This is a genomic window from Sporosarcina sp. resist (assembly GCF_014302295.1).
Taxonomy (GTDB): Bacteria; Bacillota; Bacilli; order Bacillales_A; family Planococcaceae; genus Sporosarcina; species Sporosarcina psychrophila.
The window spans coordinates 4398530-4413784 of record NZ_CP060287.1; the positions used below are offsets into that span (position 1 = coordinate 4398530).

Here is a 15255-nt window from a genome sequence, read left to right on the forward strand (position 1 = left end):
ATTTGTTTTTTATTAAGTGAAATAAAAGCTGAACTAAAAAAATCTTTAGTCCAGCTTTTATTTTTAATCTATCTACCTAATCGGGGAGCATATCAAACTCAATGAGCTCCTTTTTTTAATTAATAGCTGATAGCAACAAAGTTACCTGCGCGGTTCGCTGTGGAAGTATTGATCACAACGAAACTACCTGGACCAGTCGCTGTGAATTCAAGTACTCCATTGTTGTATTTCGCTTTTATTGTGTTAGTTGAATGTAGATCTCGTACCGCTATTTTGTTGTTCTTGATCACTTTAGACGCGTCTATCGGGAGAACGATTTCGATTTTTTCATTGAATTGATTCAACGCAAATCGATTATCGCCAGTACCGCCCTCAAGATTAACGATAAAGTTTTCTGAAATTGCATCTGCTATAGAAGATGCATTTGCTTCGCTTAACGTGATTGTAGCATCACCGCCTGCTTGTTGCATAAGTTTCTCGACTGCTTTTTTCGAGAAGAAGAATGACGTTTCGCCTCTAGTGACGACTAAGCCTTTCTTAGCATTAACGATTGTATTTAGGATTGTTGAGTTGAATTCGATTGCAATTTCCTCTCCATTTTCAGGTAGTGCAATGAAGATTTCTTTTGCCTGTTTATCGTTCACATAAGCTGCAATTTCTGCTTCAGAAACAATATATTTCTGAGCTCCTGGTGACTCAGGTACCTCAGGCGCTTCCGGTACTTCTGGTACTTCTGGTACTGAAACCATATCGACTTTGACGAAAATGGTTGCAACGTCACTGCCGTAAGAAGCTGTAATTGTTGTTTCACCAGCGCCGACTGCAATGATTTGGCCTTGCTGAACATCGATGACCGTTGAATCGAACCCGCTATATGCAGCAATTTCTGTCACGTCTGTCGATGTCGCCTCACCATTTTTCGTTTCAATCGATTGAACTGAAATGCGAGAAGATTCCCCGACTACCAATTCAAGTGCTGCTGGGTTTGTGATCAATTCTGTTGTGATTATTACGTCTTGTTCGACAATCGCTGTGACTGTCGTTGTGAAGTTCGGGTGTGAAACTGTAATGACCGTTTCTCCTGATCCGACTGCTGTGACTAACCCTTTACTTAATGTGACGACTTTAGAATTCGCAGATTTAAATTTAGAATCTGCTGTCACGTTTTTCTCATTGACAGAGCCGTCAGCTTTTGTTGTTTTTTCTATTACAGTTAATTGTTCAGTTGCGCCTGCTTTAAGTGTGACGCTGTTTTTATCGACTGAATAGGTGATTACGTCTTGCTCGACAATCGCTGTGACTGTCGTTGTAAAGTCCGAGTGTGTGACAGAGATGGCCGTTTCGCCTGGTCCGACTGCTGTGACTAACCCTTTACTTAATGTGACGACTTTAGAATTCACAGATTTAAATTTAGAATCTGCTGTCACGTTTTTCTCTGTGACAGAGCCGTCAGCTTTTGTTGTTTTTTCTATTACTGTTAATTGTTCAGTTGCGCCTGCTTTAAGTGCGACGCTGTTTTTATCGACTGAATAGGTGATTACGTCGCCTTTCACGTTCAGGTAGACAAGGATTGGATCCTGATCTGGGATTGTGACAAGTACTTGTGTTTGACCTCCTGTAATCGCTGTGACTAGACCTTTTTGAACTTTTGCAATTTTATTGTTGACGACTTTGAACGAAGTTGTTGCTGTGACGTCTTTTTTGCTCGTTTGTCCTTTCGGAGTCAGCGTTGTTTCTGTCACTTTCAACTGTAATTGGTCGCCGACATTCATTTTCACATTTGTTTTATTCACTTTGTACGTAATGATATCCTGAGGAAGTTTCACTACCTCAACGTAAACGTAGATGACTTCCTCGTTTGGAATCATAACACGGACTTGTGTTTGGCCTTCTGCAAGTGCTGTTACGAGTCCTTTTTTGACTGTAGCAACTTTATTGTTGACTGCATTGTAGCTGCCATTTCCTGTGACGTCTTTTTCAGTGACTGTGCCATCCGCTTTTGTCGTCGTTTGGGTGACGTAAAATTGTTCAGATTGGCCAACACCGATTGTTAGGTTCTTTTTACTAACTGAATAAGTAACCTGATCTTGCGGTGCTGCTGTCACTTCAAGGTAAACGTACATATCTTCTTGTCCTGGAACCATGACGCGTGCTTGCGTTTTACCTGCCGCAAGTGCTGTGATGAGACCTTTCTCGAATTTTGCAATATCGCTGTTGACGACATCATAATTCACTGTTCCTGTTACGTCTTTTTCAACGACTGAACCATCAGCCTTTGTCGTTTTTTGTGTGACGAAGAGTTGTTCTTGTTGACCAACGCCTATTGTAAGATTCGTTTTGTTTACAGAATACGTAACTTGGTCTTGACCATCTTTCGCTGCCACTTCGACTGCGATTGTTGCTGTGAATTCTTTGTAGCTTACTGTGATTGCTGTTTTACCTGCGGCGACTGCTGTTACTGCACCATTTTTAACTGTTACAATTTTTTCATCAGCAGACACGAATGTTGCTTCTGCTGTGACATTTTTGTCTTCTTTTGTTCCGTCCGCTTTTGTTGTTGTTTCAGTTACTGTTAGGTTTTCTGTACCGCCTACTTGCAGTGCTAGTTCTTCTTTATCCACAGAATACTTGACGCCGGTTCCATCATCGACTAGTACTTTTTCTGCGGCATTGCCTGCAGCGTCAACATATTTCACTTTGACACTGTTATCTTTTGTTAACGTACCAACGTCGATTGTAAATGATCCGTCTTGTGCTAATTTAACAGGACCGGACGATTTCACCGTGTCGTTTTCCATCACTTCGTAACTTGCTTTGAGTTTCGTATTTACGTCATAACCTAAATCATAGTTTACAAGTTCAGCTTGGTAGTCAATATACTTGTCAATGATTTTACCTGTTGCTGTTGTGCCTTTAAGTGCTCCTTCAATTGTACCTGCTTCAGACTTCACGACGACCGGGCCAACGTAGCCACTAAGAATTGCCGGTTCCCCTGAAACTGTTTGTCCAGTGAAGTCAATTGTGTAGAGTCCATCAGGAATTGTTGTTTGAGCTGCACCTTCAGTCCAAGGTTTGTAATTTCCTGCCACGTTAAGCGTGTAAGAACCGGCTGCGAGCGAAGTACCTGCATGTAAGTAGCCGATATAGCCGTCACCATATTCTCCGCCTTCAGGATCCATGATATCCCATAGTTCGATGTAATTTGTTGTGACATCGCCTGTCAGTTTAAATGACAGAACAGCCGAGTCTTTTATACCGTCATTGTTGAATGAAAGATCTGTTTCCGTGATTGCGAAGTTTTCAAATGCAGATGCCGGTGCTCCGCCAAATTCCGCTGCGAATGGTAATGAAACTTCAGTGCCTTCACCGTTAATGTGAATATAGCCCAGAATTTCGGAACCTGGTGGTGCGTTTGCTTTTTTCGAAGCCGTTAATGTAACTGTTAACAATTGCTCACCATTCAATGTGAATGCTGATTTGTCGACGGTCACTTTTGCATCTTCGAATGATTTCGTAACATCGACGGTTACATTATAATTTCCTCCGTTACCTTTCATATCTTTTACAAGAATGTCTTTTGTAACGGAAATGTTTTTTTCTTTGATTGATTGAGGACCGAAAGTGACTGTCCCTTTAATATTGTCGACAATTTCACCGCTTGTATCCAACACTGCCTCATCCATTGCATATGCAAGGATAGTCGGATGTGCTGCTGCATAAGCTTGCACACGTCCTGCACCTTGAGACATGACATCGTATTTGGTCGTATCTAAAATTTTTGCACTGTTGGATAGCGCGACTTTCACGTCAAAAGCACTCCAACCTGGATTTGCTTGCTTAACAAGTGCTGCAATTCCTGCAATATGCGGTGTTGCCATTGATGTACCTGTTTTACGTGTGAAAGCTTCTTCATAACTTGCAGCTGGAAAATCTGCTTTGTACATTGGAATTGTTGACATGATATTCGTTCCAGGCGCACTAACATCTGGTTTGATATCAAAGTTTGGAGTCGACGGTCCACGTGAACTGGAATCGTTGACATTGTCTCCAATTGTCATTGTTTTATTGAAATTACTGAACGTTACAGTTCCTTGACCGCCTTTAAGAGCTGCACGAATTGCATCTCCGTCTGTTTGTGACAAATCATAAGCTGGGATGAATTCAAATGCATCTCCTAAGAATGTTCCAGAAGCGTTCGGTGCATTTGAACCGCCTGCAAAGTTATGGATAAGAATTGCAATTGCGCCTGCTTCTTTTGCGACGGCAATTTTGTCGACGAATGCGATATCTCCTCGTGAGACAAGTGCTACTTTCCCGTTAGCGTCGAGTCCGTTATAGTCAGCTTTAGTACCCATTCCAGGCACTGCTAGGACTTCATATTCACCCGACAATTGTGTTGTTAAATCTGCTCCAAATGTAGTTCCCATTAAGTTGATGGTTTTAGATAATTGGTAGTCTCCGACTGTTACATGTACGTTGCTGTCAAAATTTGCTTCAGGATTCGTTGTGTTGCCAACTGCAATTCCAAGACGTGCTGTCGACGGTGTACCCATCGTTCCACGTTTCGGACCCGAGTTTCCTGTTGCGATTACGGAAATCGTTCCGGCCATCATCGCATTATTGATGGCAAATGAACCTCCGTCAGTTTCAGAATTTGCTCCCCCACCAAGGGAAAGATTGATAACATCCATCTTTTGTTTAACTGACTCTTCAATTGCCGCGATGATTCCCGAAGTAGATCCGCTACCGTAAGCTCCCAGAACGCGGTATGCGTAAAGATCTACTTTCGGTGCAATCCCTTTAACTCCGTACGGATTCGCCCCGATTGCAGCAATTGTTCCTGCCACGTGCGTACCATGTGATGTATAGAAAGCGCTTCCAGTTGCGCTAAATTCAGGCGTTCCTGCTGGTCGTTCAACAGGTGACGTTTCCGATGCATCATTATCTGCACGGGTTCTTGTATAAGTAGCAGAATTTGGAATGAAGTTCTTTCCGCCTTTATAAATACCAGCAAAGTCAGGGTGATCTTTATCAATTCCTGTATCAAGTACAGCGACTTTAATCCCTTGTCCTTCAATTCCTTCAGCCCAAAGCCTTTCAATTCCTAGGAATGAAATGCTGGTGTTCATATTTGCATCTACCGTTCCAGATGAAACTGGAGCTTCAAATGCATGCACTTCAGTATCCGGTTCAATTAATGTAACACCTTTAATAGCCAGTAACTTTTCAAGATCTCCTGCTTGTACAGTCGCAGAAAAACCATTTAGTACAGTATCGTACGCGAATTTCTCAGTAAAATTAATGTTCTTCACTTGCATCTCTTTTTTCATAGCTGTCTGTTGCGTTTTCACTTTCTTTTTCACTGCCGTTGCTTCTGCAGAAGTGAATGTTTTCCCCGCTAACTCTTTAATCCCCTGTTCAAGTGCAACTGGCTTTTCGGATAAATGAACAATAACTGCGACTTGTCCATTTCCAGTTAACCCTTGTAAGTCTTTGTGTAACTTGGAACCACCATCCAACAGATTTAATTGTTCGGCGATAGCTGCTTTCTGTTGCATAATGCTTTCGCTGTGATTATTCGGCTTGAATGGTTTTGCCTTTTCTGCATTTGCCGATGCTGTGAATGGCGTTAGTAGTGAAAGCACCATTGCAAGAGCTAAAAATGCACTGAAAAATTTAGTAAAATTATTCCTCTTCAAATCCCATCTCCCCTTTACCCATTTATTCGCACTTAACAAAATAGTGCGACATAAAGAATCTATCATAATAAAAATAGATTTAATATGATACAAAACGTGTATTTCGGGGAAAATCATGCGTTATTGAAAAAATCGTTCAAAGGGACTTCGTAAGAATCAAAGAATAGTAGTCCATACGATTTATGGATAATAGTGGAAACAATTCAATGGTCCTAGCACTCTAATTTCTGCTTTTCTGAAACGACGGGCGACAGATCATAAAATTTTCAATGAAAATCAATAAATTTAACGCACTACAAAGTGGGATAACGATCATATATCACGACCAACCGACTATTTAACTTGTAAACCGATCATATCTTTTGCAAGAACAATCATATATCTACACGACCAATCATAATCGCTGCATGACCAATCATATCTCCTAGCCAACCAATCATATGTACAACTTCCCCCTGTCAGCCTCCGAACCACAAACAGACAGCCACCCAACTAAAATTGGGTGGCTGTCTGCATTTATATGACATTAGACGATTGGGGGAAATCGATCATTCGGTCTTGAATAGTCACCATCAAGAAGGACCAGGATTTTTCCTTCATTGAAGTAATCGTTGTAGCGGTTCGCTTCTTCTTCAGGGATACCCATGCCGATAAGTGCTCCGGCTAGTCCGCCAACTCCCGCTCCGGCAGCTGCGCCAGTAATGCCTGCTACAATTGGGCCAGCTGCGATGATTGGGCCAATTCCTGGTATTGCGAGTGCACCGATTCCCGCGAGCACGCCGCCAAGTCCTCCTAGAATTCCGCCAGTTGCTGCCCCTGTGGCTGCACCATCTGCTGCATATGTTCCTGTTTCTTCTGCAATAACATCCGCATTTGCTGTATGTTTACTCATAACAGATATGTCATCTGACACATATCCTTGTCTTTTTAAATCTTCAATTGCCGCGATTGCTTCAGTTTCTGTATCATAATAGCCAACTACATGTCGTGTTACCATCTCATAACGCCTCCTAGTATTTTTCAATAAGCTATTTGGCTAGCTAGTATTGAAAATACCCTTTCTAGTTCTTCTAAAACCTTTCAATTGCTACATTCCTATTACAGTTTCGTAACGAAAGAATAGTAGAGCATCAAAAAACCCCGAAGATTCGGGGTTCTGATGTCATCTTATAAGTATATATTTCACGTAATTTTTCCACCCGAATGCTCTCCATTGTTTTTTTGAAGGCAACTCTGTAGGCAATGACATGAATACCGTAGGTGAATATCCATACGTAGCAAGTTCAGGTTCATAAACAACTACATCTCCAAGATTGAGACCTTGCGACACGACCGCTCGAGTTTCCCATGTGAACGGTGTCGCAATGGCCACTTGTTTAGCACGACCTTCATTATCAATTATCCATGCATACGCCGTTTCTTTGTACAAGTCATGAAGCCACTTTTCTTTCACTGAAGTGACATCCAGCGCTTCATTGACAATAACGATTGCATTGACATTTGTTCCAAATGGCACCGATTGATCAGTAGCATCCGTCAAAATTCGTACTTCATAATAAGCAAGTGGATTCTTCACTTTGGTTTTGTCGAGTTCTTTGTAGGCTTGGAGCCATTCGTTGTCGATTGCAGGTGCCTCGGAAACAGAAAGAACCGTTCCTTCTACCGCATTTTCGATGCTATCCCCTTGGATTAAGACCTGATCACCATTTCGGATTTTTTGCCACTCGTCATTTTTTGCATATGTGACAATCACTTTTTGTGAGCTGAAAATATCAACTGACAGCGTGGAACCGGTACGCGTTACTTTAGAAACTATACCGTCAACAGGGCTAATTAGAGCAGGTCTTCCTGGATTTTGTGATAATTGCGCCTCAACAACTGTTTGTTGGCGTTCAATTTCTGCAAGATCCTGTTCAGCCGCTGCGATTGCCTGTGCAAATGATCCGTCCTGCTTCACATCTACCTGGACATCAACATTCAGTCCTACTTCCACTTTTTTGTCGGTTGTATTTTCCGACACGTTATCTTTGCGATTCACATTCGAAGAACTATCCGATTGAGCTTCCTCCCGCTCAGACTCAAGACCTGATATCATGCTTCGAACAGATGATGTCTGTTGTTGAAGAGCCTCGCGTTCGGCTTCCCAAACAGCGCGCTGTCCTTCTGCACGTTCTGTTTGTAGAATAGCAATTTCTTCCCCCACTGTAACGGGATCGCCTTCTTTAACTAGCCACGAATCTACCGTATCGTCATTACCGACGTATACTGTATAGGTTTCTTCGGGAGCAACAAAGCCTTCTTTAGCGAGCTCCTCTCGGTGATCACTGCTTGTCATACGTTCATAGCGTTCGACATATACTGATTTGGTGATGACGCTTTTATCGGAAAATAGCAGATAAAAATTCACTGCTAGAAATGCACTGATTGCGACAGCGATAGCAATATTCGTCACTTTATTCACTACCAACACCCCCTTCTACAAAGGAATGGTACAAGCTTTCTAGTGGAATAAATCCAATAGCCGCAACTATAAGTGCCATTGCTACGTGGATTCCTATAAGTATCCAGATAAACCCTTTGCGTTCGGTATGACCCGTATACGCACCGATAAACCGTGATTGAAGTGCAATGATAAGTGCAGTTGTCACTGTCAATTGATTGAGGAATAGAATGATATACCAGGAATCGAGAAATGTTATCGCAAGTGGACCAAATGATAGGAATGAAACACTTGTTGTTGCTCCCTTCATCGTAAAGACAAGAAGCAAAACTGCTTTCTCGAGTAATAGAATACCCGTCACAAGTAGTTGTAAAGGTAATAACTTTTTAAACGGAATTGCCGTCAATCGACTTAATATGTATGCAAAACCAAAGAAATGAAACGCCATATACATAAGGGCCCACATGAGTGCACCAAGTACTGATACATATCGTGCAATTGTATAGTCTGTTGTGGTCATTGTGGAAAGGAGTGCTGTGATTGACTCTGTATTCATTCCCCATATATCACGAACGGCGAATAAAAGAACACCGAAAAAAGCTATGAATAACACACGTTTTTTGAAGCCGCGCATTGAAGAATTTTCAAGTTGGTTTGCCAACTGATGTGGATTCGTCAAGAAATGCCAAAACTTAAAGTCAAAAAACATTACGGTAATCCCTTTCTGCTCACTATTGCTGAATTTGATGAAGTCACCTTAACAAAGAAGATTAAACTACAATTCCTCCCCGTCGACCTAAGCCCACGGCGGATAGTACAAATTTTGAAACGAGATAATCTCTCAAAAGCTTAGGGTCGACAGGCATAAGATGAAGATGCATCGTGACGGATTTTGCCACAGAGTAGCTTTGACTTATGACCCGAACTCCTAAGCACGGATACTGGACGTGCTCAAGCGCAATCCAAAATCCAAGCGAATTTACGCCGAGACGTAATTGATCTACTATGATTACTTTAGCAAAAATTGAGAGATTTGCAATGTTTGGATGCTAGTAAGCAATGTTTTTTTACTATTATCCTTCTTTAATGGGTTGCAGAAACATATAAAACATGTTTAAGAAGCGCACTTTTTGTCCATTCTTCTAAGAAAAGCAGAAGCGCCTGGTAGACGTGACGGGCATAAGTCGATCCAGCGACGTAGCGCTCTTTGCTACATAGCTGGATTGCTTATGACCCGAGCGGCTGGCGCCTGGAGTCTAGACAATAAGAAAAGCGGAAGGCGCCTGGTAGACCCGACAAGCGCTGGAGGGTCTGAAGATAAAGGCGCAATTTGCCTTTAACTTCAGGACTGAAGCGACTCGCGGGGCTAGGCGCTGGAGCTAGAGCTAGAGCTAGACACTATTCTAAGTCAAAAAATTATACTTTCTACTAAAACTGAATGATTTATTGGGGAATAAATACCGGCTTATTTCCCGGGAAATCGACAAAGGGGCGGATAGCTATGAATAAAGAGGGAATTTCTGCATTCACATGGCAAGACATTCTTTTTGGTTTGACAGGTTCCACCATTTTCATTGTGGCTCTTTACTTCATTACAGGTTGAACTATATAAGGTGCCAGGGCAATAAAAAAACACCTACCGTTAACCGCTAACGACAGGTGTTTGTTAAGTTTCACTTTTCAATTTTGCTGCAGTCCTTCCGTCAGTTCATTGAACATTTGTATGTTGTCTGTTTCGAGTGCATAATCAATCATGCGCAACCTGTTATCGGCTTCCAGTTGTTCAATGATACCCACCGCTTCTAATGTTACGACTTCTAGCGTCTCTACTTCCATTTCCAGCCCCATCGTTCCTTCAAGAATAGTGGTCAAATGGATATGAAGATCTGAAATAAGGAGCAATTGGTAGAGCGGTAATCGAATAAATCGGTTCCCCCGTTGGAAAACGAATACTTCGCCGAGGTTTTCGACTTGCAAACTCTTGGTATTAATGACAATTTCTTTTCCCTCTGACGGGATGAATTGAAATACGTCCCCCCCTTTAAGAATGGAAAAGTATTGATAAGCAAACACTAGTCTGAGTTGAAAATCTTCTTGACTCGTGTAAAATGGTGTCATTCGTTGAACTGATAGCATCTTTCTCCCCTCCAATATAGAATATTCTGATTGTTATTAGTTTATCACAACTGTGGCTAGTTTGTGAACAGTTTATTATTATAGTATGCTATTCATCTATATATGTTGCCGCAACACATAATTATCGTTTGGCCTTTCCATTACAAATGACATCTTTCTTGGCTCGAATTGAAATTTCAATGATGATAACCATTCATATACGCCACAGTTTACATCTCCGGGAGAATCCCTCTTTCTCACGAACACAATATTGTTACGCCTAAAGTCGAGCAGCACAAACTGAAATTCCATCGTTCCAAATGCCACCGAGCGAAAATATAATTTACGTTCCACAGATTCGTAGATGATATGATTAATGATGGGAGAAATCGTGCATGATAATGGAGTAATACTTTCTTGAAACTCTTTATTATGATGAAACTGAGACTCCAAATCAGGTACGTATAGAACAATCTTCTCCAATTCCTCACTCCTTCTTCGGCTTTTTAACGAATATGCTCTTTACTTTTATAGATAAACAAACAAAAGAACAAGATATGGAATAACTTCATTTCCGCTCACTGGAGAAAAGCGGTATAATAGAAGGAATGCTTTTCTTAGGGAGTGGTCCGATGAATATGACTGTCGAACGTGTATCCTACTTGCACGAAAATGAAATAAATGAATTTATGAATACAATTAAACATGCCCTACGGCCAGATATAGAACGCAATGCACTCGAAATCAGACGTGCTGTGGCTCTTGTCAGAAATGGTGCCACCAATTCCTATAGGTATGCGCCATCTGAAGGCGCAGTAATAGCTACTCTCCTTGGCGTAGACTCAGAAAACGTGCGCCTTTCTTTCAACAAAGTAGATGCGAATTGTACATGCGGATACGCTGGCTGGTGTTCGCACCGAATTGCAGTCGTATTTCATCTTTATTCACAACACAATTCTTTGAGCGAATGGCTACACGAATGGCGCAGAACTGAATCACAACAGATGGCACTGTCCATTTCAGAACGTACCCCAGATGCATGGATCGACGTCCTGACACGCTTAACTCAGCCGCTTCGTGCAATTGAAGTTGCGGAAAATCCGGGTGTATTCATCCACGAATCTTCTATAATTGATCAAAAAGCTACTCCGCTTATTCCGTTTGAATATGAATGGAAACCTCTTTTTGAACTTTATTATCGATTACATGTACTGGATGCTGGATGGACGTATGTAAAAGGCCATCTCGGCGGTGAACCAACTTCCTTTTTCTACGGGAAGTGGTATGTGCAAAACTGGTTGACGGAACAGCTCGGAAAGCTGAATGATAGCGTCAATGCAATCGGTGCAAAACCGAAACTGTTTGAAGCAGATGCTTTTCATGAACGGGTGAAAAGTCTCGTTCGAACATTCGCCCTAGGAAATTCCGGGCTCTTCCATGAGCGATTCCAAGTCTATCGTCTTTTTTGGCAGCAACTATTTCCTTTTCGAGCTGCCCGAGACACTGAACTAACGATTCTCACGAATGAAGAATCAGAGGAAGCTCGAATTTTCATCGCCTTTTTCCACTTGATTCAAGGAGAACATGATGAGTTAGCGAAACTCGTTACACATGTAACAGCTACTAATGTTGCTACATGGCTACCGCTTGCAAAACTAGCGGAAAATAATGATGAAACCAAGGCCCTATCTATAATTATGCACGCTTTGTTGCCCTTCATCGGCGATTACGTAAGTGATTCTGTTTCACTTTCATCTCGTCCTGCTTTCGTGCGGGACATCGATGGTTTATTCGAAGCGGCAGATTTCTCGGAAGAATTACGTGAAAGCATGTTTGCTCAATATGGTGAACCCGGCATCGATGTTTACGCTGACTTTTTGGTTGAACGTGAACGATTCGGCGAATGGGCGGCTCTCATGCATAGATACGGCGTTTCATATGACGGCGCAGAAGCGGGTGGCTTAAAGGTCGCACTGGCTTCGGATCCATCAGCCGTCTTGCCCCTACTCCATACATTTGCTATGGGTTTCATCAAAGAAAAGAACCGTCACAGTTATCGACGCGCCGTCAAATTGTTTAAACAAATGAAAACTGGTTCGAAGAAAAGCGGAAAAGCTGACTTTTGGAATCAATATATCGATACAGTGCGTGAAAAAAACCGCAGACTACGCGCATTGATGGAAGAAATGGAGAAAGGGAATTTGAACTTATGACAGGAACATTCACATTGAACCGCCTTTTTCGTCTGAGCATCCGTTTGATGGAAGACGAACTATATTCCATTGCCGCTGAAGATGGCAGAGGGTTGCCAGTCGCCCCAGATGATCTTGTTTCCTTCCTATTCTTCAACAATGAGCGTGCACTTTACGGGCTTCTTGCAAATATGGATGATGAAGTTGCTTATTTACAAGCAGACCAACTGCTTCAAGTTTTTTCTGTTATGCACCCCTATGTTACATTCGTTGGACTGACGAATGCAGACGATACTCAGCTTTCTTCAATTCGTGAGGCAACTAGCGCCTGGACCGACCCTAATCTATGGAATTATGCAGAAGTAGACGGTAACACTATTCGTTTTGACGGTAGCAAAGCGGGCATATCAGAAGGGGCTGCGGCCGTTATCAGCCAAGCAGTCAGCAGCAAACTTGCTGCATCTGCTATCAATCCCGATCTACTAGCTTCCCTGCTACCCCATTTACGGATGTACGGCTGGCCGGGCGAATCCGTTTCCACAATCCCAATCAGTGTTGCCTTCCGCTTAACTGAACCAGAAGCCGAGACAGATACGGAATGGCTTCTTGAAACGGTTATTATCGGCGAACGCGGTGCGCACTGGACACCTGCCGCCCGGAAAGTGAATGCACCTGCGGCTGATGCGCTTCCTGCTAAATGGAAACCATTCGCAGATGAAGTTGTGAAAAAGCAATCCGAAATGACATCATTCCTTGGCTCTGTAGAGCTTGCTTCAAGCGGAAGCTTTTTGTCCACACCGATGTCTGATCCGGAAGTACGGACATTCATTAAAGAAGACCTTCCGCTACTTCAATCGTTCGGCTATCCTGTCATCCTGCCTGCATGGTTGAAATCGGTGACAGAATCAAAATTGCGTATTCGAACGAACGCGGGCATACAATCGTATAAATCGGCTACAGGCTTGGACGAAGTGCTATCTTTCGATTGGAATTTCTCTCTTGCTGGTAATCCAATTGATCAGGATTCATTCCGTAAGCTTGTCGATGAAAACCGTGAATACATCCGCTCTGGTGATGAATGGTTCCATATCGATCCCCTTTGGCTCAGAAAAATTCGTGATTTAATGGATCGTGCGGATGCTGGGGAGTGGACTGTTAAAGACCTGCTGTTCCAAGACGTACCGGAAGAGATTGTTCCTCTTGAAGAGGACGAAGATATCGATGACCCACTTTTTGCTTTCACTATGCACCAGTCGCTTCGAGGCTATATGGAAATGCTAGCCGATAAAAAGGGGCTTCCAGCAGCCGGTATTTCAAAGGATTTACTTGCTGAACTTCGACCATACCAAGAAGACGGCTATAACTGGCTTACCTTTATGCGTGATAATAGTTTTGGTGCATGTCTTGCCGACGATATGGGACTGGGTAAGACAGTTCAGCTTATCACCTATTTACTGAATATCCATGCAAGACCTGATACAGATTCACCGTCACTCATCGTTTGTCCGACGAGTGTTCTCGGCAACTGGCAGAAAGAGATTGAACGGTTTGCACCAACGCTTTCTGTCCATACACACTATGGCCCATTACGTGCAAAAGACGAAAGCTTTAAAGAACTAATGGCTCAACTGAAGCCCGACGTCGTTCTCACAACATACGGTACTGCTTCACAGGATGGCGAGATGCTAGCAGAAACGGAATTTGCCAGCATTACACTGGATGAAGCACAAAACATAAAGAACATGCAGACAAAACAGTCCCGTGTCATCCGAAAACTTCGCGGCAAGCATCATATCGCACTAACCGGTACACCGATTGAAAACCGTTTATCAGAGCTGTGGGCGATTTTCGACTTTATTCACAAAGGATACTTCGGCAGTTTCCGCAAGTTCACGGATAACTTCATCATCCCGATTGAACGTGATGATTCTGAAGCGGATAAGCGGAAGCTACGAGCAAAAATCCGTCCGTTCCTTCTACGCAGAACGAAGAGTGATCCCGATTTACAGCTGAATCTTCCACAAAAACTTGAGCAAAATGAATATTGTCCTTTAACGACTGAACAGGCTGCCTTATATGAAAGTTTCCTTGAAGAAACGAAATTCAAGTTGCAGACACTTACCGGTTTTGAAAAGAAAGGCCTTATTTTAAAAATGCTTAGCCGATTAAAACAGCTCTGTAACCATCCGGCCTTATTCTTGAAAGAGCCGCACGCTCCAGCAACACAATTACTATCTAGATCCAATAAGCTAGACTTAATTGTGTCAATGGCAGCTGAAATCGCTGCTAATAAGGAACAATGCCTTATCTTCACGCAATACATTGGCATGGGGCAACTTATTCGTCAATGCTTATCTGAACTTCATGGAATCGATGTACCATTCTTGACAGGCAGTATGCCGAAAGGTCAGCGTGACCGGCTTGTCGAGGCTTTCCAAGAAGGCGAATTCCCTATTTTCATCTTATCGTTAAAAGCAGGTGGAACTGGACTGAACTTGACTGGTGCAAACCACGTATTACATGCAGATAGATGGTGGAATCCAGCCGTCGAAAATCAAGCTACCGACCGTGCATATCGCATAGGCCAGACAAAATTTGTACATGTCCATAAGTTCGTAACGATTGGAACTATTGAAGAAAAAATCGACAAGATGCTTGTCGAGAAAGCCGCATTGTCCGCGGATCTCATCCAATCAAGTCAATGGCTGTCTGATTTGTCCGAAACGGAACTGGACGATCTATTATCGTTTGACAACTAAAATTATGCTATGTAAGAAGACTCCTGAGCCACCAGTGGCACTGGGGTCTT

Annotated in this window: 8 protein-coding genes; 2 read left to right on the top strand and 6 right to left on the bottom strand. The window is 42.6% G+C overall.

The window, feature by feature from the left end:
* Positions 1-119 precede the first annotated feature (119 nt).
* From H7992_RS20995 to H7992_RS21020, 6 genes are all read right to left on the bottom strand, one after another.
* Entirely contained in the window at positions 120-5699 is a 5580-nt protein-coding gene (locus H7992_RS20995) for a S8 family serine peptidase (protein ID WP_187045910.1), read from the bottom strand.
* A 526-nt stretch (positions 5700-6225) separates the two neighbouring features.
* A complete protein-coding gene (locus H7992_RS21000; RefSeq protein WP_067213042.1) occupies positions 6226-6696 on the bottom strand; it encodes a general stress protein in 471 nt (156 codons plus the stop codon).
* Between the two features lie 165 nt (positions 6697-6861).
* The gene (locus H7992_RS21005; protein WP_067213045.1) at positions 6862-8160 is read right to left on the bottom strand and encodes an efflux RND transporter periplasmic adaptor subunit; all 1299 of its coding nucleotides are present in this window, start codon (positions 8158-8160) and stop codon (positions 6862-6864) included.
* A complete protein-coding gene (locus H7992_RS21010) occupies positions 8153-8848 on the bottom strand; it encodes a hypothetical protein (RefSeq protein ID WP_067213048.1) in 696 nt (231 codons plus the stop codon). The genes H7992_RS21005 and H7992_RS21010 overlap by 8 nt, the downstream gene beginning before the upstream one ends.
* Positions 8849-9819: 971 nt before the next feature.
* On the bottom strand, positions 9820-10275 hold the full coding sequence (locus H7992_RS21015; protein WP_067213053.1) for a transcriptional regulator: 456 nt from the start codon (positions 10273-10275) through the stop codon (positions 9820-9822).
* A 96-nt stretch (positions 10276-10371) separates the two neighbouring features.
* The gene (locus H7992_RS21020; RefSeq protein WP_067213056.1) at positions 10372-10737 is read right to left on the bottom strand and encodes a hypothetical protein; all 366 of its coding nucleotides are present in this window, start codon (positions 10735-10737) and stop codon (positions 10372-10374) included.
* Between the two features lie 149 nt (positions 10738-10886).
* Between H7992_RS21020 and H7992_RS21025 the strand changes: the two genes are divergently transcribed.
* Positions 10887-12467, top strand: a complete 1581-nt coding sequence (locus H7992_RS21025; protein WP_187045911.1) for an SWIM zinc finger family protein — start codon at positions 10887-10889, stop codon at positions 12465-12467.
* Entirely contained in the window at positions 12464-15205 is a 2742-nt protein-coding gene (locus H7992_RS21030; RefSeq protein WP_255428514.1) for a DEAD/DEAH box helicase, read from the top strand. Before H7992_RS21025 ends, H7992_RS21030 begins: the two co-directional genes overlap by 4 nt.
* Positions 15206-15255: the final 50 nt, after the last annotated feature.

Bases quoted from the DNA above. Each gene is read 5' to 3' on its own strand.
- H7992_RS21000 (WP_067213042.1), bottom strand. From the start codon at position 6,696: ATGGTAACACGACATGTAGTTGGCTATTATGATACAGAAACTGAAGCA.
- H7992_RS21025 (WP_187045911.1), top strand. From the start codon at position 10,887: ATGAATATGACTGTCGAACGTGTATCCTACTTGCACGAAAATGAAATA.
- H7992_RS21030 (WP_255428514.1), top strand. From the start codon at position 12,464: ATGACAGGAACATTCACATTGAACCGCCTTTTTCGTCTGAGCATCCGT.
- H7992_RS21010 (WP_067213048.1), bottom strand. From the start codon at position 8,848: ATGTTTTTTGACTTTAAGTTTTGGCATTTCTTGACGAATCCACATCAG.
- H7992_RS21015 (WP_067213053.1), bottom strand. From the start codon at position 10,275: ATGCTATCAGTTCAACGAATGACACCATTTTACACGAGTCAAGAAGAT.